This is a genomic window from Streptomyces sp. NPDC002536 (assembly GCF_053594995.1).
In genome coordinates, this window is sequence record NZ_JBSFWU010000027.1 from 26176 (window position 1) to 45966 (window position 19791).

Sequence of the window (19791 nt, forward strand, 5' to 3'; positions counted from 1 at the left end):
GCGGTGCGCCCCGGGGCTTCGCCCCGGCCCCTGGGGCAGTGCGTCGGCTGCGGGTCGGCTGTGGCTGGTCGCGCCCACGCGGCGGAGCCGCATGTGTCAACGGCCCCGCGCCCCTGACGGGGCGCCTTGGTGCCGCGTGACCAAGATCCGCCGGACAGGCCCTACTGGCCTACTGGCCTGTGTCGCCCCGGAGTTCGTCGCGCCGGGCACGCAGCGCGCTCAGCGACTCCTCCGCGATCTCCGTCAGGGCGACGGGGCACAGCAGGTGCTCCAGCGGGGCGTCCCGGCCCTCCCTGAGGCCCTGTTCGTAGAGGGCGCGCCCGCCGGGGCTGGTCAGCATGATGCCGACCTCCACCGCGGCCGGGCCGCTGCCGGGCGGCTGCACATGCGCGCCGTGCGTGCACGACGCGTCGGCGAAGTGCGGCAGCGTCTCCTCCAGTGCCGAGACGAGCTCGTCGAGCAGGGATGCGTCGTCCACGAAGTCGGAGACGGCGTACCAGGTGACCGCCATGACGATCAGCAGACATCCGGGCCGGTCCGCCGGGCCGGCGGTCCGCAGGTCGAACGCCACGGAGGAGATCTCCTCGCCGACGTCCGTCCCCGGCTCCGGGTAGCCGTGCAGAATCGCCGACAACGTGTCGATGCTGCCCCGGTCTATCAGGGGCAGGCGGGGCGGGATGCCGGTGACCGATCCGGGATCGACGACGTCCAGCGCGATCCGGGCGAATCCGGCCACGTTGCGCGGGCAGAGCCACTGCTCCCGGGAGTGGTCCTCGTCCCAGTCGGCACTCTCGTCGGCGAGTTGGTACGGGAACTCGGCGAGGTCCAGGTCGTAGTCGGCGTCGTGCTCCTGGTACGGGTGCCCGTCGTGGTCGCAGGGCCGGTCGCGCAGCGCGCGGTCGGCGGCCTCCAGCGCCGCCTTGACGTGCGGCGCGACGTCGTCGTCCTCTCCCCAGGCGACGTAAGGCGCCATCAGCACCAGCCCGATCGTCCACGCGAGGGCCGACTCCCCGCCGGGGTCGGCGGACAGCCGCGCGGCGCAGTCGAGGACCGCCCGGTCGTACGCGTCGTTGTGCAGGTCGTCGTAGTCCTCGTGGATCTCGCTCCAGGAGTCGGCGAGTTCGTCGAGGGGAGGTGTGGTGCCGGTGATCATCGGGAGAGCCTACGCGCCCTGAAGGGGCGCGGGGAACTGCGCGACCAGCCGAAGACGGCCTGCAGTCGACGCACCGCCCTTGGGGGTTGCCTCCCAGTGGTAGCTGGGGGGAAGCGCCGTACGTCAGCTGCAGGCGCGTTGCGGCTGGTCGCGCAGTTCCCCGCGCCCCTGACGGGACGCCGTGGTGGCGCGGTGGCGTCACCGGGCCGGCGGCTCCCAGAGCCGGGCGCCGTCGGTGAGCAGGCCGGCCCGCTTGACGTGCCGGAGGACCGGGACGATCTCCAGCTGCTGGACGGTCCTCAGCGCGCCGATGCGTTCGGTCACATAGGTGTAGAGCGCACGGCGGTCGCGGCAGACGATCGTGCCCACCAGGTTGGTGGTGCCGGTGGCCGCGGCCACCCAGGGGATCTCGGGGTGCCGGGCGAGGGCACGGCCCGCCTCGTCCAGATTGTGCGGGGCCACCGTGGCGAACAGGGCGGCCTGGACGGCCAGTCCGAAGTGCACGGGGAGGATCTCGACGTCGAAGTAGAGGACGCCGGCCTCCCGCAGGTGTTCCAGCCGGCGGCGGACGGTGGACTCCGACCGGCCGGTCGCCCGGGCGAGTTCGGGGTAGCCGGTGCGGCCGTCCCGGGCGAGGAGGTCCAGCAGGACGCGGTCGGCGGCATCGAGCCGGATCTCCTCGTCCCCGGCGGGCTGCGGGCGTTCCAGCTCCCGGACCTCCTCCTCGGTCAGGCCGCCGACGCCCAGCCACCGGCTGGGGGTCGCGGTGGTGTAGATGTGCAACAGGCTCTGCGCGGTGACACCGGTGACGTGCTGGGTGCGGGGCAGCTTCTGGAACAGGAGGGCGTCGCGTTCGTCCGCACTGAAGGAGCGGACCACGCAGGCCACTTCGGACCCGCCGGAGTGGATCTTCACCCAGCCGGTGTCCGGGCGGCGGGCCAGCGCGTCGGCGATCGGCACGGCGGCGCCCGGGGCGCACTGGATGCGCAGCCAGTTCTCCGACATGCCCAGCCGGTCGGTGACCGGGAGCCCGATGACACGGAGCAGCCGTTCACCGTGCAGCCGCCGGTAGCGGCGGACGACCGTCTGGTCGGTGACGCCCAGGACGGCCGCAAGGCGGCTGAACGAGGCCCGGCCGTCGAGGGACAGGGCGTGGATCAGCCGGCGGTCCAGCGCGTCCAGCTGCTCCCCGGGGGCGGGAGCGGGGGCGGAGGCGGAGCCGGTGTCGGCCGTGGCCATGGTCTTCATATTTCCATCATGACAGAGGTGTCCATCATGGAAATCCGTCAGGACCTGCCTGCTGGGTTCGGGATCCAGTCGCGGCGTGTGAGGTTGGCCGGACTTTCCTTCGGTTCGGTCAAGAGATTTCAGGAGTGCTCTGATGCGCAAGTGGCTGCCGCTCGCTGCGGTGTGCCTGGGGACCTTCATGCTGCTGGTGGACGTCACCATCGTCGTGGTGGCACTCCCCGACATGGCCGGAAGTCTGCACACGTCGTTCTCCGACCTCCAGTGGGTCATGGACATCTACGCCCTGGCCCTGGCCGCGCTGCTGCTGGGGCTGGGGTCGCTCGCCGACCGGATCGGCCACCGCCGGGTGTACGTGGCCGGGGTGGCGGTCTTCGCCCTGGCCTCGCTGGCCTGCGGCCTGGCCACCGACCCGGCGGTGCTGATCGCCTTCCGCGGCGTCCAGGGCGTGGGCGGCGCGGCCATGCTGGCCACCACGACCGCCCTGGTGTCCCGCCTCTACCACGGCCGGGACCGCGGGGTGGCGTTCGGCGTCTGGGGCGCGGTCAGCGGTGCCGCGTCGGCGGCCGGACCGATCCTGGGCGGACTGCTGACCGAGTACCTGGACTGGCGCTGGATCTTCTTCGTCAACCTGCCCATCAGCGTGCTCGCCATCGTCATGACCCTGCGCTACGTGCAGGCGCCGGCCGACGGCGCCGCCCGGGGCCCGGGCCGGGGCATGGACCTGCCGGGCATGGCCGCCTTCACCGTGGCGGCCGGTGCCGTCACCTACGCACTGATCAAGGGCACCGACTACGGGTGGACCTCCGGCGCCACCCTGGGCCTGTTCGGCCTGGGCGCCCTGGCCCTGCTGGTCTTCCTGCTGATCGAGCCGCGCCGGGCGCAGCCCATGCTGGACCTCGCCCTGTTCCGGCGGGGTTCGTTCACCGGCCTCATGATCACCGCGGTGCTGCTGTCGGTCGCGGCGTTCTCCTACCTCGCCTACACCTCGCTCTGGCTGCAGTCCGTGCGGGGCATGGGCCCGGTGACGGCCGGCCTGGCGTGCCTGCCGATGAGCGTCGCGTCCTTCGTCGTCGCCTCGCTCGGCGGGCGCTTCCTGCACGGCGTCTCGCCGCGGTTCGTCCTGGGCGTGGGCATGCTGCTGATCGGCGGCGGTGCGCTGCTGATGACCGTCATCGACGCCGGCTCCACCTGGACGGTGCTGGTGGCCGGTTTCGCGGTGACCGGTGCCGGGGTCGGTCTCAGCACCCCGGCGCTCGCGTCCACGGCCATGGCGGCGGTGCCGCCGCAGCGCGCCGGCATGGCCAGCGGCGCGGTCAACACCGCACGCCAGCTCGGCAACGCCCTGGGCATCGCGGTGCTGGGCGTGGTCTTCCACGCCGGCCTCTCCAGGGCCGTGCGGGACCACGGGGGCGGCGTCTCCGCGGACGCGCTCGCCGGCGGCCAGGCCGGCCCGTTGATCGCGCACACCGCGCCCGGACAGCGGGGCGCGGTGCAGGAGCTGGTCCACGCCGCGTTCGCCGACGGCCTGCGGGACGTCTTCTGGGTCTCCGGGGTGCTGGGCGTGCTCGGCGGGCTCGTGGCCCTGGCGCTGGTCCGCCGGCCGGCGGCTCCTGCGCGGCCGCCGCGGGCGGCGGCGCAGCGGGGTGACGCTCCATCAGCTGTGGGTGCTGCCTGAGTGGTTGACGCTTCGGCTTCGGCGGGTGCGGTGGGGAGTGGTGCCGCACTCGCGATGCCGGTGGTCGGACGGGCCGGTGGGCGGGCAGAGTGGTGACGATGCCCGTGGGGAAGGAACTGTGAAGCCGTGCGAAGACATCGACCGCCCGCCGGGCCGTACTCGCGGCCGGCACCGCGTTCCTGACCGCCACCGGCCGACAGTCGTTGCGGCCCCGTATGCCGCAACTCCACCGGTACAGACCCCTGTTACGTAACGCTACAGTCAACTCGGCACACTGGCACGGTTGTCGGCCGGCCGCCTCGTGACCGTGGCCCTGGTGGTCACGGCCGACTGCGGCACGGGGAGCCCCGGCGACGCCCCCGCGCGTGAGTAGCAGGTCGGTCTTGGACTCCGTGGCCGGGCAGGCCCGGCAGGAGGGTGTCGGCCCGGCTCGGGCCGTACGCGTCTTCCGGGGGCCGGATCGAGGCGAACGAGATCGTCCAGCGAGGGCTGTTCCGCCAGTGGGAGGCGGCCCCGGCCACGGTGCCAGCGCGCCGTCCCGATCTGAACGAGGTCCGCAAAGAGATCAACCGCATCAACGATGCGCTGGTGCGGGCCGTCGCCGAGTCGGGGCCGGAGCGTTCGAGGCCGCTGTGCGCGGCCGGGCTCGCGACCTCCTCCGTTCACGTGCGGCACGAGTGGCGGCTGGGCCACCTGCACGCCGTGACCCTGGCCCGTTCCGCTGCGGTCCGTCTACGGGTGACGCGCGGTCAGGCGACTCCTGCGACGTCCCGAGCGACGAAGGTGGCGGCGAGGGCGACGAACAGTACCGCAGACAGGGCGGTGACCAGGCTCTGGCCACGGGCGCCGAGGCGGCGGCCGGAGCGTGCGACAGCCAGGGCGAAGACGGCCTCCAGGCCGGAAGCGACGAGGAACCAGGTGGCGGTGAACAGGGCGAGGCCGTGCCAGCCCCCCAGGTGCTGGGCCTGGAGCATCGTGGGTGTGCCGGTGGCGAGCCAGAAGGTCCAGGTGAGTGGGTTGGCGAGGTTGGCGGTGACGCCCTTCCAGAACGCCCACGACTCGCTCACGGCGGGAACAGTCTCGCCCCGCCACAGGCAACGGGCGTCGCGGGCGGCGGCTATCGCGAGGTAGAGGAAGCAGGCGGCTCCGGCCAGGCCCACCCAGAAGGAGGCTTGGGCGATGGCCGTGATGATCCAGGCGAACGCCAGGGCGGGCAGCAGCAGGATGAGGTCGGCGGTGGCGGAGCCGAGGATGACACGCAGCGCAGCCGGAAAGCCGCGGGTGGCGGCGACCTGGAGGATGGTGACGAAGATCGGGCCGACCGACAGCGCAGCGCCCGCCCCGAGCAGGACGCCGAGCCAGAGCACCTGGATCATGCGGGGTTCTCCTTGTTTCCGGGCTGCTGCGGGGCGGTGAGGTGGGCGCTGGCGGTGGGTTCCTTGATGGTCTCCAGGGCGATGGAGGTCACCGTCCGGGTGACGCCGGGGATGGCCCGGATGCGGGCCAGCAGCCGGCGCAGGGACTGGGGGGTAGCGGTGCGGATCTTCAGCACGTAGCTGTCCTCGCCGTCCACGTCGTGGCATTCGAGGATCTGCGGCTCGTCGTGGACGAACCTCTCGAAGGGTTGCTGTTCGTTCTCGTCGGCGTGGGTGCCCACGCGCATGTGCGCGACGAGGTCCTGTTCGAGGGCGCGGGGGTCGATGAGCGTGGTGTAGCCGCGGATCACGCCGTCGCGCTCCATACGCCTGATCCGGGAGTAGACGGAGGGGCCGGTGAGCCCCACGGCCTTGCCGATGGCCGCGTGGGTCGCCCGCCCGTCCGCCTGGAGGATTCTGAGGATCTGTACATCGATGTCATCCAACTCTGAAGCCATCGTATCGTTCAACTCACCCTGCCAAGTCCTAAAGTTTGTTAGCTCAGAGGTTATGTAGAGATCGATTCGTTGGCAAGGTTGTTTTCGAGGGGGAGGGGGCCGGGGGTGCACAACGCGAACACCCCTTCGGCGCGCTTGTGCGCCGAAGGGGTGTCGGGGGGAGAGAAGGGATCGGGTCAGGCTTTACGCCGGCTGGAGGTGCCGGCGTTGAGATGGCGCCGGACCGGATCGACGAAGGCCAGGACGCCGACTGCGGCGACCAGGACTGACGAACCGATCATCACGGCCTGCACGCCCACAGCGTCGGCGAAGAAGCCCGCCACGATCGGCGGCGCGAGGCTGCCGGTGGCCTGCGTCGCCCGCCAGCGCGCCATCGCCGTGCCGTGCTGCTCCGGCGGAGTGCCGCGGAGCAGGGCCACCCGGCAGGCAGGGCCGAACAGCGACGCACCGCATCCCCACAGGAACGAGCCGATGATGCACACGGTCAGGCTCGCCGTGGCGACGTACAGCACCTCGCTGACGGCCACGGCCAGCACTGTCACCGCCAGCACGTTGCGCAGGCTGAGCAGGGACTCGGCCCGGGTGAGGACGAGGCTCGTGGTGATCAGACCGACGCCGTAGAGGCCCTGGGTGAGAGCGAAGGTGGAGACCGACGCCTTGAGGACCTCCTTGATGTACAGCAGCTCCAGAACGCTGTAACAGCCGTAGGAGATCCACACGATGAGCGTCAGCCCCAGCACGGCGGTCGTCGCGTCGAGCTGCCCGAAGCGGTGCAGTCCCCGCCGGTTGTTCGCCGCTCCGGCCGCTGCCGCTTCCCCGGCCGTCTCCTCGGGCGCCCTCGTGCGCAGGGTGAGCAGGACCACCGAAGCCGCAACGCAGGCCACGGCGTTGACGAGGAACGCCAGCCCCGGGCCGCCGCCCGCCGTGGCGGCGGCGGCCACGGCGGGACCGGCCACCACGGGGACGTTCGCTGCGAAGCCTAGCCATACGCTGGCCCGCGCGTCGGAGACGCGGTGCAGCAGGTGAGCGGGCATCGCGTCGATGGCGGGCTGCGCGAAGGCCCGGCCCAGGCCGCACACCAGGGTCAGCCCGAGCAGCCAGCCCTCCGTGTTCCTCACGCACAGGGCGAGCGAGGCAGCGGCGCTCACCAGACAACTGATGACGCCGACGATCCGAGGGCCTCGGCTGCCGATCGCGTTGCCGACGAACCGGCTGGTCAGTGCCGACGGCAGGCCCCACGCCAGGCCGAGCAGGCCCAGGAACAGCGCCTGGGAGCCCAGCCCGTAGGTGGCCCGGGCCTGGGCGGCCACCAGGGCCGCCCAGTACCCGACGCCGATGAGCAGCTGTCCGGCCGTCAGCAGCGCGAGCTGCCGGGTGCCGGTCTCCGCCCCGGACGTGCCCTCCGCGGCCTCCGGGCCCGGGGCCGCGGAAACCTCGGTCGGCTCCGCCGTGGTGCTCTCGCCGGTCACGGCGCGGCGGCAGGGGTCGGCGCGGGGCGGTACAGGCCGGACTCCTCCAGCTTGCGCAGGCGAAGGTAGTCCTGCTCCAACTGATCGATGTCGTCGCTGATCAGGTAGACGGAGGCGGGGGAGGTGAACAGGTCCACGGTGCGCTGTACCGCCTGGCCGCCTTCGATCCGGCCTTGGATGCCGTGCAGGGTGGGCAGGGCGAAGATCTCCTGGGCAAGCTCCCCGTCGATGGTGCCGTCGAAGGGCACGATCAGGGACACGACCCGCACCTCGCGCGCCAGCTCGTAGGGCCGGTCGGGCAGCTCCTCGAAGAGCTCGGTCGCGGCGTAGCAGTCGACGCTGCGGGTGACGACGTTGTGGCCGGTCCCGGCCTTTGGCCCGGACGGCAGGATGGTGCCCTGCATCCGCGCGCCGGTCTCGATGAGCACCGGGCCGCGCTCGGTGAGCATGACTTCGCTGTGGCCGGCGCCGTAGCGGATGCCGAGGGCGTCGAGCACCTTCAGGACGTACGCGGTCAGCACGTCCTGGACCGGGCCCCGGGCGGGCATGAGGCGTTCCAGGTCGTAGGCGAGGCTGTGGCCGCTGATGGGGCGGCGCACGTCGTGCCAGATCTCGCAGACGTGGTGCCGGCCGTCGTGGCTGACGGTGTTGATGAAGTACTGGTCGCCCGTGAGGAGTTCCTGGCCCAGCACCTCCGCGTTGTGCCCGCCGATCTGGTCGGGGCGGCCGTGGATGCGCCCGAAGGCCTCGCGGACCTCGGTCTCGGTGGTACAGAACGTGACGCTGTCGGACCCGGCGCTGGCTACGGGCTTGACGACGACAGGGCTGCCGCCGCGGGCCCGGAACCACTCGGCCAGCTCCTCCACGTCGCCGGTCAGGATGCCGTCCGCCGCGTCCAGGCCCTGCGAGCGCAGGCGCTCGGCCATCGCGAACTTGTCCCGTCGGCAGCGGCTGAGTTCGGTGCCGTTGCCCTCCAGGCCCAGGCGCTCCGCGAGTTCGTCGGCCGTCTCGACGCCGATCTCGGTGCCGGCCACCACCGCTGCGACGTTCTCGGCGCGCAGCTCGGCCACCGTGGCGTCGAGGTCCTCGGCGAAGGGGATACGACGGTCGAAGTGTTCCCAGCGGGCGGTGGACAGCAGGCCCTCGGGGAGGTCGGGCCGGCTGATGACGGCAACGGAGCGCCAGCCGCGGGCGGCGAACTCCTCGGCGAGTGCCGCGCCAGTGGAGAAGGGGTCGACGATGGCGACGGTCGGGGAGGATCCGTCAGTGGAGTGCTTCATGGTGCTCGGCACGCTTTCACTCGGGTGAGGGCGACGCTGCCGGATGGCCGGTTCCGTCCGGCAGCGCCCGATGGACAGATGAACTCTTCTGCGGGTCAGGCCACTTCGGGGCCCCGCAGCTCGAGCGTGCAGCACTTCACGCTGCCGCCGGCCTTGAGCAGTTCGGTGACGTCCACACCGATCGGCTCGTAGCCGCGCTCGCGCAGCGCACCGGATAGATGGGTCGCGGCCTCCGGCAGGATGACGTGGCGGCCGTCGGACGCAGCGTTCAGGCCGAAGACGGCGGCGTCCTCGTCGGTGGCCAGGACCGCGTCCGGGTAGAGCTCGCGCAGCGTGCGCAGGCTCGTTGCGGAGAACGCGGCCGGGTAATACATCACGTCGGTGTCACTGAGCACCGCGAGCGCTGTATCGAGGTGGTAGAAACGCGGATCGACCAGTTCCAGCGTGACCACGGGTCGACCGAGGACCGTCGCGGCCTCGGCGTGGCTGCGACGGTCGGTGCGGAAGCCCGTGCCAGCCAGGATCCGCTCACCGGCCACCAGGTAGTCGCCCTCCCCCTCGTTGGTGAACCCGGCCTGGCGGACGACCTCGTAGCCGCGCTCGCGGAACCACGCCAGGTAGGCGGGCGCCTCGTCGGCGCGCTCCTGGTGGCGGAAGCGGGCCACGAGGGCCTTGCCGTCGACCACGGTCGCGCCGTTGGCGGCGAAGACCATGTCGGGCAGGCCGGGGAGCGGCTCCAGCAGCTCGACGGTGTGGCCGAGCGACAGGTAGAGCTCCCGAAGTCGTTCCCACTGGGCGACGGCCAGACCGGTGTCGACCGGCTTCGCCGGGTCCATCCACGGGTTGATGGAGTAGTCCACGGCGAAGTGGGTCGGTCGGCACATCAGGTAGTGACGCGGGCGGGCGGGGCCGGGGGTCCGGGGCATGTCCGTGCGGTCCTAACGGTCGTGACGGGGGAGGGGACGGGGCCGGACGGAGCGTCCGGAGGTACTCAGCCTTGGACGAAGACCAGGTCGGTCGGCAGCGCGTCGAAGTGGCCTTCGAGCGCGGCGGTCACCGCCCGCCCACCCTCGGCCGCCCGGCTCAGGGCGGAGACGTCCTTGGCACCCTGCTCCCACAGCGTCCGGTGCAGCAGGCGCGCCAGCTCGGCGAGGGTGTCGCTGCTCTTGTCGAGCCAGTTGGGCAGTGCGTCCGGCAGCTCCAGGCCCGCCTCGGCCAGCCAGCCGATCTCGACCTCGGCGGCCACGGTGTCGGCGAACTTCCGGTGGTCGCGGGTGAGGTAGCGCACCAGCTCGGCGTTGTAGGCGACGCTCAGTTCGGCAGTGTCGACGATGTGGCGGGCGCACAGCAGGCCGAGGGTGTCGGCGTAGGTCTCCTCGAGTGACATCAGCTCGAAGAAGGTGAGCCCGGAGCCCTCGGCCCAGGTCTTGCCGGCGTCGGCATCCATCCGCCAGAAGTGGCCGAAGTCGTGGCAGCGGAACCAGCCCAGGTGGGCGGCGAGTACGCGGTCCAGCGGCAGGTCTGCGTCCTCTCGCGCGTCACCCAGCGCCGCGCGCAGCAGCGGCAGCGAGACCTGCTCCAGGCGGGCGTGGTGGACGTTGGCGAAGACCACGGTGAAGTCGTCGCCCGTGACGGAGCCGCCCGGGCTCTCCAGCGGGAAGAAGTGGGCGAAGTTCTTGTGGCCGAAGCTCATCTCGCCGCCGCCCAGCAGCAGGTCCATGGTGCGCATGGTGGGCTTACGGGTCTCGACGAAGTGCGGGGTCGTGCCGAGGGCCTCGGTGACCGTGGCCACGATCGTCTCGAACGCGGCGTCCACCCGGTCCACGTGGACCTGGTTGGCCGGGTCCTCGACGGACACGAGCAGGCTCACCGGCATGCGGGTGGTGCGCGAGCCCCAGCTGTTCAGCGGGCCGCAGTACAGCCACGGCTCGCCCGGCACGGGGTGGTGGACCACGAAGGAGGGCCACTCGCCGGTCTCCGCGTACGCGGTGAACATCCGGGCGCTCTCGCGGGCCGCGGTCACCGTGCCGGGGCGGTCCTCGGCCTCGGCCATCGCCGCGAACTCGGCGCCGATCGCCGCCGCCGCACCGCGGGCGTGGACGGCGTGCTCCTCGGCGGTGAAGGCCTCGTTGGTGTCCGCGAGGGTGATGCCGTCGAGCAGGGCCTTCACCTTCACCAGGTGTTTCCACGCGGCAGGGAAGGCGGCTTTGAGGCGCTCGTACGAGGGGTCGAGGTGGAGGGCCGTCAGCTGCGGCTCGCGGCGGTGCCAGAAGGGGAGCGTGGTGTCGCCGACGGTCCTGGGGTAGGGGAGCAGAGCCATGGCGGTGATCCTTTCCGCACCGGTGACCGGCCCATGTTGCGGGCATGCCAAGGCGTCCGGGCGAACGGGCGCACGCTGGAGGCCGCAAGGCCGTGATCGCGGTGTCGAGACGGTGGGAGACGGGGCGGCGCGCCGATGCGCAGCACCCGAGGGGATGGTCCGGGACGGTCCTGTGCCCCGGGCCGGTCCGGGGCACGGAAGATCGGCCCCGACCGCCGTGCAGATTTTGCCGTGGCCCCCGGCCGGACCGCCAGGAAAACCGGATGTCCGGTATAGGAAATGGCCCGCTCAGGAACGCGGGACTCCGGCGGTGTCGCCCGGGTCAGTCGGCGAGCCAGCCGCGCCGGATGGCGTTGACGCCCGCCTGGAAACGGCTCTCCGCCCCCAGCTGCTCCAGCAGTTCGGCCACCAGGCGGCGGATGGTGCGCTGGGAAACGCCCAGTTTGCGACTGATCGTGTCGTCGGTGAGACCGGCCGCGAGCATGCGCAGGAGTTCCTTGTGCCGGGGGGTGGGCCGCCACGCGGCCGTGGCCTCGTCCTCGGTGATGCCGTCACGCAGCTGAACGCTCAGGCCCCAGATGTGCTCGTAGAGCAGCTCCATCACGTGCACGATCTCGGGGCTGCGGACGAGCAGTACCGAGGGGGCATCCGCGTTTCCCGTGGCCGGGGCGGGCAGGAACGCCTGCTGGTGATCGATGAGGATCATCCGCAGGGGAAGCGTCTGAAGGGTGCGCACCTGGGCGCCGGCGTACGCGAGCCGGTTCAGGTAGACGGACATGTGCGGCACGACTGTGGTCGATGCCAGGTGCATGGTGCGCACCTCGACGTCCCGGGCGAGGACCTGTGTGTCGCGTGCCAGCCCGGCGACGAGGGACTCCTCGGGCAGGGCGCGGCCCGGGTGCATGGACCAGACGCGCTGCCGGGCGTGGTGGGCGGCCTCGTCCAGCGCCGCCGCGACGTTCTCGGTGCCGGAGACCACCCGCAGCTGGGCGCCGGAGGACTGCTGCCGGTGGATGCGCCGGGCGTCGGAGTGCAGCACCTCCAGGGCCTCCCGGACCCGGGCCGCCTCCTCGAGGATCGCCATGGACCGGCGGGCGCTCTTGCTGAGCAGTCCGTACTCGGCCGCCTCCGGGGACAGAACGGTCCAGCCGCTGGGAGTGCCGTCGGACGGTGCGAACAGGTTGAGGTCGGCCAGGTTCCGCTCCGCCGCGTTCAGTTCGGCGCGCGTCCAGCCGAACTCCTGGAGGATCCGATCCGGGTCCCAGTCCGCTTCCTGGAGTGCGGTGGCATAGAGCGTCTGCGCTCTCTCGTGAAGGTGTTGCACCTGAGACTCTTCCTCTTCCTGCTTCCCACCCTAAATTCCCTGGTCAGAGAGGCTATCAACCTTAAATCTTCCCGTCCTCTACCGGCCATTGCCTGTATGGGACACGGTTCTGCTCTGGCCTTGACCGTGTACAGCGGGTGACGATGCACGACGTCGCCGACGCTCATGCCGGCGGTCCGCGGTCAACTCCGCCGCGGTGCACTGGCCGTGCCCCGCAGCCCCGGACTGTCCGGAACTCGACGTGTCCTCGCGTTCGTACGTGCTCAGCCAGCTCGGAAGGTTCCATGTCTTCGCTCGTCGCCCGTCGCCTGTCCGCCGCCCCTCGCACTCTGGTCGCCCGCCGGAACGCCCTCGCGGCCCTGGGTGCCGCCGCCCCCCGTCGTGACCGTGGAGCCGCCGCATCGGGAGGGAATCGACAAACCGGCCGATCGGCTTCTTTCCGGGTGACTGCCCCCGTCGCATCCGGCGGGTGCACCGGGGCACAGGCTGCCGCGGCATCGCTGATCTGGTCGTGAGCCGGAACGTGACGCACCTTCAGCACACCGGGCGCCCGGTCGTGATCGTCGATCCCTTCTCCTCCGGCGACGAGTGGGCCCCGGCCTTCGCCGCCCGGGGGAGCGGGGCCGTCGCGATCCTCTCCTCGCCCGGCATCCAGGACGCCTACCGCACCCACCCGCTGCGCCCGGAGGACTTCTCGGCCGTCCACCTCTGGTCCGACTCGCTCGTGGACCGCCTGCGCACCCTGGACCCGTTGTGTGTCCTGCCCGGTGCCGAGTCCGGCGTGGAGATCGCCGACCACCTCTCCGCACTGCTCACCCCCCAGTACGCCAACACCCCCGCCCTGGCCGGTGCACGGCGCGACAAGGGGCTGATGCAGGCAGCGGTGGCCGCGGCCGGGCTGCCGGTCATCCGATCCCTGGCAACCGACGACGAGCAGCAGGCGCAGGAGTGGCTGCACGACAGCGGGCTCGCCGGCCGGCCGCTCGTCCTGAAGCCCCCGAAGTCCGGGGGCACCGACGGCGTGGTCCTCGTCGAGGCCGGCACCGACTGGCGGCCCGCCTTCCGGCGGCTGCTGGGCGGCATTAACGCGCTGGGCGCGGTCAACGAGGCCGTGCTCATACAGGAATACGTGACGGGCACAGAGTTCGCCGTGGACACCGTCTCCTACGACGGGGCCCACACGCTGTGCGGCATCGCCCGCTACTCCAAGGCCCGCCACGGCCACCGCATCGCCCTGTACGACCGGGTCGAGTTCGTGCCGCACGACGCCCGCGCCCATGACCGGCTCGTCGGCTACGTCCACGAGGTGCTGAACGCCCTCGGTATCCGCTGGGGAGCCGCCCACACCGAGGTCATCATGACGGCCGACGGACCCCGGTTCGTCGAGTGCGGCGCCCGGCTGCACGGAGGCGGCCAGCCCGAGCTCGCCCGGCTCGGCTCCGGCAGCAGCCAGGTCGACCGGCTCGCCGACGCGTTCACCTCCGGCGGGACGATGGAGGGCGACTACCGCCAGACCAGGACCGTGATGTCGGTGTTCCTGTCCAGCCACGTGGAGGGAACGCTGGAGAACACCGCGGCGATGAAAGCCTGTTCCGGACTGCCGAGCCACTTCCGCACTGCCATGGCCCGGAGCGATGGCGATGCGGTCCCCCTCACCACCGACCTCTTCTCGATCCTCGGCATGGTCGTCCTGGCCCATGAGCAACGGGAACAGGTGATGGCCGACTACCGGGCGGTCCAGCGATTCGCGGAACAGCTGTGCATCCGGCCGACCGAGACCGCCAACACTGTGGGAGCCTCCCGTGACCGATGACCTTCTGAAGGCCGCCCGCGAGGGCTTCGCGCAGGCGCCTCCCCTCGGGGACGCCCGCTACGCCCGCTACACCCGCGAACTCGCCGCCCGGCTGCACGAGGCCCGGCCCCGGCTGGCCGACGCGGCCGACGCGGACGCAATCGACGCCGAACGCCGCAGCCTGCCCGCTTCCACACTCGGCCTGCTGCGCATGACCGAGCAGGAGTACGACCGGCTGGCCGCACTCGCCGAAGAGGTCCACGACCTGCTCCCGCACGTCTGCCGCTCCGGCGACCCGGTGCCCATGGCAGGCTGGGGGCAACTGCGCTCCGTGCCCAGGCCGCTCGGCGTTGTCCTCATGGTCCACGAGGCCCGGCCCTGGCTCACGTTCGAGGCGGCGCTGCTGCCGGCCGCCCTCGGCAACGCCGTCGTCGTGCACGGTGGCACGGAGGCCCGGTGCACCAACGCCGTGCTGGCGGACGTGGTCAAGGCGGCCCTGGGCGCCGCGGGGCTGCCCGCCGACCTGGTGACCTTCGCCGACGCCGACCGCCGCACGCTCCGATCCCTGCTGGCCCGCCGTGACGCCATCACCGCCGTGCTCCCGCGCGAGAGCCGAGCGTTGATCGACTACTGCCGCAACTCCAGTGCCGTACCCGTGATCGCCAGCGGTCGCGGCTTCAACCACCTGTACGTGCACCGCTCGGCGGACCCGGCGACAGCCGCCGCCGTCGCACTGGACAGCAAGGTCCCCAACCCGGTCATGTGCAACAGCCTCCAGCTCGCCCTGGTGGACGCCGAGGTGGCCGACGCCTTCGTCGACGCCCTGACCGGGGCGGCCGCCCGGGGTGGCGGGCCGGTGACCCTCCGGCTCGACCCGACCCTAGGCCGCGAGCCCGGCGAGCTGCCAGGCTGCCGCATCGAGCAGCTGGCCGACCACGACCTGGGGCGCGAGTTCCTGGACGCCACCGTGGGCGTGCTCGTCGTCGACGGTGCCGAGTCGGCCATCGAGCACATCCACCGCCACGGTTCGGCACACACCGAAGGCGTCGTCACCACCGACCCGGCGGTCGCCGAAGACTTCACCCGCCGCGTGGATGCGGCGGCCGTCATCGTCAACGGCTCCCTGCGGCTGCACGATGCACCCACCCTCGGCATGGGCCCCGAACTCACGCTGAGCAGCGGGCGGATGCACGCCCGCGGCCCGGTAACCCTCCGGTCCCTGCTTACCCACAGCTGGGTCGTCGAGGGCAACGGCACACTCCGCAGTGACATCGACTGAGCGGGCCCGACGCCGTCGCGGCGCGTCGCACCCGACCGAGCCATCCCCGTGCACGTACAAGGAAGTTGCCCCATGTCTGCCGTACTCCCGGACCGCGCCGCCGTCGGCGCTGCCGTCAAACGCTTGGTGATCGCCGAGTCCCGGCTGTCGGTGCCCGTGGACCGCGTCGCCGATGGTGAGCCGCTCAACGGGCCGCTGCTCAAGGTCACTTCGTTCGGCCTCCTCGGCATGCTGATGAGCCTGGAGGACGAACTGGGCACCGAGCTGCCCGACGACGTCTTCCTGGGACGCACCCTCACCACCGTCGCGGACCTCGTAGACGCCGTCATGCAGTCCCCGGCCGCGGATCCGGTGCACGGGTGACCGGCACCGGGCCGATCGGCCTCGACACCGTCCGGGGCATCCGGGCCGATGCCCTGGACTGCATGCAGGCCAACCTGGCGGTGCTCGCCGACCACCACCACGGGCCGGCCGCACACCTGGAGCTGGGCGCGGAACTCGTCTTCCGGCCGGACCCGGCCGGCGACGACGACGCCCTGCCCACGGTCGAACCCTCCCTGGACGACCACCTGGACCGCGCCCGCCGGCTCCTCGGACTCGTACCGCAGGAGCGGGCCGAGGGCATCGCCGGGGCCGAGCTCGCCGAACGGGCCCACCGGCATGGCACGGCCGTCTATGCCGTCGCCGACGCCTACCACCTGCCCTGGGTGCCCTACTTCGGCCGACGCCACATGGAACACAGCATGCTGGTGGCGCCCGACCCGGCCGGAGACGGAGTCGTGGTCAGCGACGCCTACCGCAACGTGACGCAGTGGGGTGCTGCCGAGAGCGGCCAGTGGACGCTGGGCCGGGCCGAGTTCGCTGCGGCCCTGCCTGACGGCGCCCGGACGGCCGTCCTCACCGCCGAGGGCGCCCTCCCCTCCGCCCGGCCGGCCGTCACCCACGCCGACGCCACCGTCCGCGACCGGTACTTGGCCCGCTATGCCGGACACCGCGACCGGGCGACCGCCCTGAGTCGGCTCTGCCTGGAGACCTGGCTGCTCACCCGCGCCCGGGCGCTGCACCTGCACTACCGCAGAGCCGCCGGCCTCGCCACGCACCCCGGCGCCGAGCAACACGTGCGTGACTGGCAGCTTCTCGCCGAGCAGGTCTTCGTCGCCCACCGGCGAGTCGAACGCGGCCGGGCCGAGCCCCGCGCCGTTCTCGACCGTCTCGAAGCGCTGCTGGTCGCGGACCTGGACGTCTTCCCGGCCACCACCCCCGTGCCCCCGGCGACCACGGCCGGCGGGGGCGGCGCCGCCCTGCGCGAGCGCGTTGCGGCCGCCGCCGCCGGCGTCCTGGGCACCACGCCCGCCCTCTTGATGGGCGGCGCCCCGCTGAGCGAGACGCCCGGCTTCACGTCTTTCCGCGTGGTCGAGATCGTCGAACTCCTCGAACATGACCTGCACTTCGAATTCGACCCCGCCGACCTCATGCCGGAGACCCTGCACAACCTGGACGCCCTGACGGCCGCCGTGCACCGAGGAATCACGAAGGAGGCCGCGGCATGACGGACTGGCGACCGGACACCCGGACCGTCCACCCCGCGGTCCTGCACGACCTGCTGGACAGGGCGGCCGGACAGTGGCCGGACCTGCCCGCCGTCTCCTGCGGCGAGGACTCGCTCACGCACTCCCAACTGGCCGCCGCCTCCCGCGGCCTGGCGGCGTACCTGCACGGCCTGGGCGTGCGCCCCGGCGACCGGGTGGTCGTCGTGGCCCCCTCCAGCGTGTTGATGCCCGCCCTCTGCCACGCGGTCTCACGGACCGGCGCGGCCTTCGCGGTCCTGCATGAGCAGACCGCAGGCCGCCCGCTCGAACATGTGCTGTCCGACTGCGAGCCCGCACTCGTCGTCGCCGGCACCCCCGGCGCCCGGGCTGTGGCCGAGGCGCGCGGGACCGCGGTCGTCTCCACCGAGGACGTGGCACGGGCGGCCCGGGAACCCGCCCCCGCACCGGCCCCGGCCGAGGTCGCAGCCACCGGCACGGCCTGCCTCGTCTACACCTCGGGCAGCACCTCGCTGCCCAAGGCCGTGGTGAGCACCCACGCCCAGATGCTCTTCGCGGCCCGGGCGATCCAGCACGAACTCGCCTACCGGACCGACGACGTCGTCCACTGCCCGCTGCCGCTGTCCTTCGACTACGGCCTTTACCAGCTGTTCCTGGGCTCGCTGAGCGGTGCCCGGATCCACCTGGGTCGCCCCGCCGAGACCGGCCCCGTCCTGCTGCGCAGCCTGGCGGACACCGGCGCCACCGTGCTGGCCGCCGTTCCGTCCGTCGCCGAGACGCTGCTGCGCCTGGTGCGCCGCAGCCCGGAACGGACGCCGGGGCTGCGGCTGCTGACCAACACGGGGGCTGCGATGCCCGCGGATGTCCTCGCGGGATTGCGCGCCGCCCTGCCGGGACTGCAGGTCCAGCTGATGTACGGGCTCACCGAGTGCAAGCGGGTCACGATCATGCCGCCGGACGGCGACCTCGAACGTCCCGGCGCCAGCGGCCGGGCACTGCCCGGAACGGAGGTCTTCGCGATAGACGGCGACGGCCGTCGGCTGCCCCCCGGCGGGACCGGCGAACTCGTCGTTCGCGGCCCGCACGTGATGACGGGCTACTGGCGGCAGCCGGAGCTCACCGCACAGCGCTTCACCCACGCCCCCGGCCGCCCTTCCGAGCTCCGCACCGGCGACCACGGTCGGCTGGACGAGGACGGCTACCTCTACTTCACCGGCCGCACCGACGACCTCTACAAGGAGCGTGGATTTCGCGTCAGCGGCATAGAGGTGGAGGCCGCGGCCCGGCGGGTGCCGGGCGTGGACGGAGCCGTGCTGCTGCCGCCGAAGGACGGACGCCCGGCGACCCTGGTGGCGGTCACCACGCTCACGGTCGCCGAGTTGCTGGCCGGGCTGCGCACGGAGATCGAGGAATTCAAGATCCCCCAACACTGCCTACTCGCCGCGGAGTTCCCGCTCACGGCCAACGGCAAGACCGACCGCAACGCGCTGCGCGAACAGGTGCTCAGCGGCGCCCTCCTGCCGGGAGGAGCCCGATGAGCACGCCGCACACGACGACCGCCCCGGCCCCGGCTGCCCCCCGGCTGCCCCCTGGCGTGCCGACCCCGGCCTACGTGTACGACCTCGCCGAAGTACGGGACAACGTCGCCCGGCTGACGGCAGCCCTGCCCGCACCCTGCGACCTGTACTACTCGCTGAAGGCCAACCCCCACCCCGCACTTCTGGCGTGCCTGGAGCGCGAAGGGGCCAGGGCCGAGGTGTGCTCCCCCGGTGAGCTGGACGCCGCACTCGCCGCCGGGTGGCCCGCTGGGACGATCCTCTACACCGGCCCCGGAAAGCGGGACGAGGACGTGACGTACGCGCTGCACCGCGGGGTCCGCGACTTCTCCGTCGACTCCCCGGTGGGCCTGGACCAGCTCGACCGGCTCACTGCCACCCAGGGCGTCACCGCCCGGTGTCTGCTGCGCGTCAACGACGACCAGCCGGTACCCGGCCAGGCTCTGGTGATGACCGGCGTCCCTTCGCCGTTCGGCGCCGACGCCGGCTGGGTGCGGGAGCGGCCCGGCCTGTTCGGCCACCGGCCGCACGCCCGGGTGACCGGCCTGCACCTGTACATGGGCACCAACCTCCAGTCCGTGACGGACCTGCTGGCCCAGTTCACCCGCTCGGTCCGCACCTTCCGGGACCTGGCCGCGACGCTGCGCGGCGAAGGCGTCGAACTCACGGTCCTCGACCTCGGCGGCGGGTTCGGCGCGCCGTTCGCCGCGGCCGGCGGGGCGCTCGGCCTGGACGGGCTGCTGGAATCGCTCACCGCCATGCTGGACGCGGAGTTGCCCGGTTGGCGGGACGGCCTGCCGCGGCTGGCCTTCGAGTCCGGACGCTACCTGACCGGCACGGCGGGAACGCTGTTCACCTCCGTGCTGGACGCCAAGCGCTCCCATGGCAAGGAGGTCGTGGTCCTCGACGCCGGCATCAACCATCTCGGTGGCATGTCGGGACTGCGCAGGCTGCCGCCGCTCACCCCGTACCTGGTGCCCGGCGCCGCACCGGCCGACGACGCCGCCGAGCGCATGGAGACCATGGTGTGCGGCCCCCTGTGCACCCCGCTGGACACCTGGGACCGGCGGGCCCGGCTGCCCCGGCTGAGCCCGGGCGACCTGCTGATGGTGCCCAACGTCGGCGCCTACGGGCTGTGCGCGAGCCTGATCGGCTTCCTGGGACACCCGCTGCCCGCCGAAGTCGTGGTCGACCGTGCGCGACCCGATGAACCGCCGGTCCACCAGTCCCGACTCGCACTCGTGCGCCCGGCTCCGCACGAGCTGGGACGTTGAA

16 protein-coding genes are annotated in these 19791 nt (G+C 72.3%); 7 read left to right on the forward strand and 9 right to left on the reverse strand.

Going from position 1 to position 19791, the window contains the following annotated elements:
- Positions 1 to 169: 169 nt before the first annotated feature.
- Complete coding sequence (locus ACWD4B_RS12825) at positions 170 to 1153, reverse strand: hypothetical protein (RefSeq protein WP_451420786.1); 984 nt, start codon at positions 1151 to 1153, stop codon at positions 170 to 172.
- A gap of 198 nt (positions 1154 to 1351) precedes the next feature.
- Positions 1352 to 2401: an Lrp/AsnC family transcriptional regulator gene (locus tag ACWD4B_RS12830; RefSeq protein WP_451420787.1), complete on the reverse strand. Its 1050-nt coding sequence runs from the start codon at positions 2399 to 2401 to the stop codon at positions 1352 to 1354.
- A 133-nt stretch (positions 2402 to 2534) separates the two neighbouring features.
- On the opposite strand from ACWD4B_RS12830, the gene ACWD4B_RS12835 reads away from it, so the two are divergent.
- The gene (locus ACWD4B_RS12835; RefSeq protein ID WP_451420788.1) at positions 2535 to 4076 is read left to right on the forward strand and encodes an MFS transporter; all 1542 of its coding nucleotides are present in this window, start codon (positions 2535 to 2537) and stop codon (positions 4074 to 4076) included.
- A gap of 749 nt (positions 4077 to 4825) precedes the next feature.
- Here the strand turns inward: ACWD4B_RS12835 and ACWD4B_RS12840 are convergent.
- The 7 genes from ACWD4B_RS12840 to ACWD4B_RS12870 all read right to left on the reverse strand — a co-directional run bounded on the left by ACWD4B_RS12840 (position 4826) and on the right by ACWD4B_RS12870 (position 12342).
- Positions 4826 to 5452, reverse strand: coding sequence for a LysE family translocator (locus ACWD4B_RS12840; RefSeq protein WP_451420789.1), 627 nt, complete (start codon positions 5450 to 5452; stop codon positions 4826 to 4828).
- Positions 5449 to 5937: an Lrp/AsnC family transcriptional regulator gene (locus tag ACWD4B_RS12845; protein WP_451420790.1), complete on the reverse strand. Its 489-nt coding sequence runs from the start codon at positions 5935 to 5937 to the stop codon at positions 5449 to 5451. Before ACWD4B_RS12845 ends, ACWD4B_RS12840 begins: the two co-directional genes overlap by 4 nt.
- 188 nt (positions 5938 to 6125) lie before the next feature.
- Positions 6126 to 7418 (reverse strand): MFS transporter, encoded by a 1293-nt coding sequence (locus tag ACWD4B_RS12850; RefSeq protein ID WP_451420791.1) that lies wholly within the window; start codon positions 7416 to 7418, stop codon positions 6126 to 6128.
- Positions 7415 to 8698 carry an ATP-grasp domain-containing protein gene (locus tag ACWD4B_RS12855; RefSeq protein ID WP_451420792.1) on the reverse strand — a complete coding sequence of 428 codons (1284 nt, stop codon included), beginning with the start codon at positions 8696 to 8698 and terminating at the stop codon, positions 7415 to 7417. The genes ACWD4B_RS12850 and ACWD4B_RS12855 overlap by 4 nt, the downstream gene beginning before the upstream one ends.
- Before the next feature lie 95 nt (positions 8699 to 8793).
- On the reverse strand, positions 8794 to 9624 hold the full coding sequence (gene ddaH / locus ACWD4B_RS12860) for a dimethylargininase (RefSeq protein WP_451420793.1): 831 nt from the start codon (positions 9622 to 9624) through the stop codon (positions 8794 to 8796).
- A 65-nt stretch (positions 9625 to 9689) separates the two neighbouring features.
- Positions 9690 to 11018 carry a hypothetical protein gene (locus ACWD4B_RS12865; protein WP_451420794.1) on the reverse strand — a complete coding sequence of 443 codons (1329 nt, stop codon included), beginning with the start codon at positions 11016 to 11018 and terminating at the stop codon, positions 9690 to 9692.
- Positions 11019 to 11340: 322 nt separating this feature from the next.
- Positions 11341 to 12342: a LuxR C-terminal-related transcriptional regulator gene (locus tag ACWD4B_RS12870; protein WP_451420795.1), complete on the reverse strand. Its 1002-nt coding sequence runs from the start codon at positions 12340 to 12342 to the stop codon at positions 11341 to 11343.
- A 511-nt stretch (positions 12343 to 12853) separates the two neighbouring features.
- Between ACWD4B_RS12870 and ACWD4B_RS12875 the strand changes: the two genes are divergently transcribed.
- From ACWD4B_RS12875 to ACWD4B_RS12900, 6 genes are all read left to right on the forward strand, one after another.
- Positions 12854 to 14155, forward strand: coding sequence for an ATP-grasp domain-containing protein (locus ACWD4B_RS12875; protein ID WP_451420796.1), 1302 nt, complete (start codon positions 12854 to 12856; stop codon positions 14153 to 14155).
- Positions 14145 to 15413: a glutamate-5-semialdehyde dehydrogenase gene (locus tag ACWD4B_RS12880; protein WP_451420797.1), complete on the forward strand. Its 1269-nt coding sequence runs from the start codon at positions 14145 to 14147 to the stop codon at positions 15411 to 15413. Before ACWD4B_RS12875 ends, ACWD4B_RS12880 begins: the two co-directional genes overlap by 11 nt.
- A 72-nt stretch (positions 15414 to 15485) precedes the next feature.
- On the forward strand, positions 15486 to 15776 hold the full coding sequence (locus tag ACWD4B_RS12885) for an acyl carrier protein (protein ID WP_451420798.1): 291 nt from the start codon (positions 15486 to 15488) through the stop codon (positions 15774 to 15776).
- Positions 15773 to 16963, forward strand: coding sequence for a hypothetical protein (locus ACWD4B_RS12890; RefSeq protein WP_451420799.1), 1191 nt, complete (start codon positions 15773 to 15775; stop codon positions 16961 to 16963). The genes ACWD4B_RS12885 and ACWD4B_RS12890 overlap by 4 nt, the downstream gene beginning before the upstream one ends.
- Positions 16960 to 18498, forward strand: a complete 1539-nt coding sequence (locus ACWD4B_RS12895) for a class I adenylate-forming enzyme family protein (RefSeq protein ID WP_451420800.1) — start codon at positions 16960 to 16962, stop codon at positions 18496 to 18498. The genes ACWD4B_RS12890 and ACWD4B_RS12895 overlap by 4 nt, the downstream gene beginning before the upstream one ends.
- Positions 18495 to 19790 carry a type III PLP-dependent enzyme gene (locus tag ACWD4B_RS12900; protein ID WP_451420801.1) on the forward strand — a complete coding sequence of 432 codons (1296 nt, stop codon included), beginning with the start codon at positions 18495 to 18497 and terminating at the stop codon, positions 19788 to 19790. The genes ACWD4B_RS12895 and ACWD4B_RS12900 overlap by 4 nt, the downstream gene beginning before the upstream one ends.
- Position 19791: the final 1 nt, after the last annotated feature.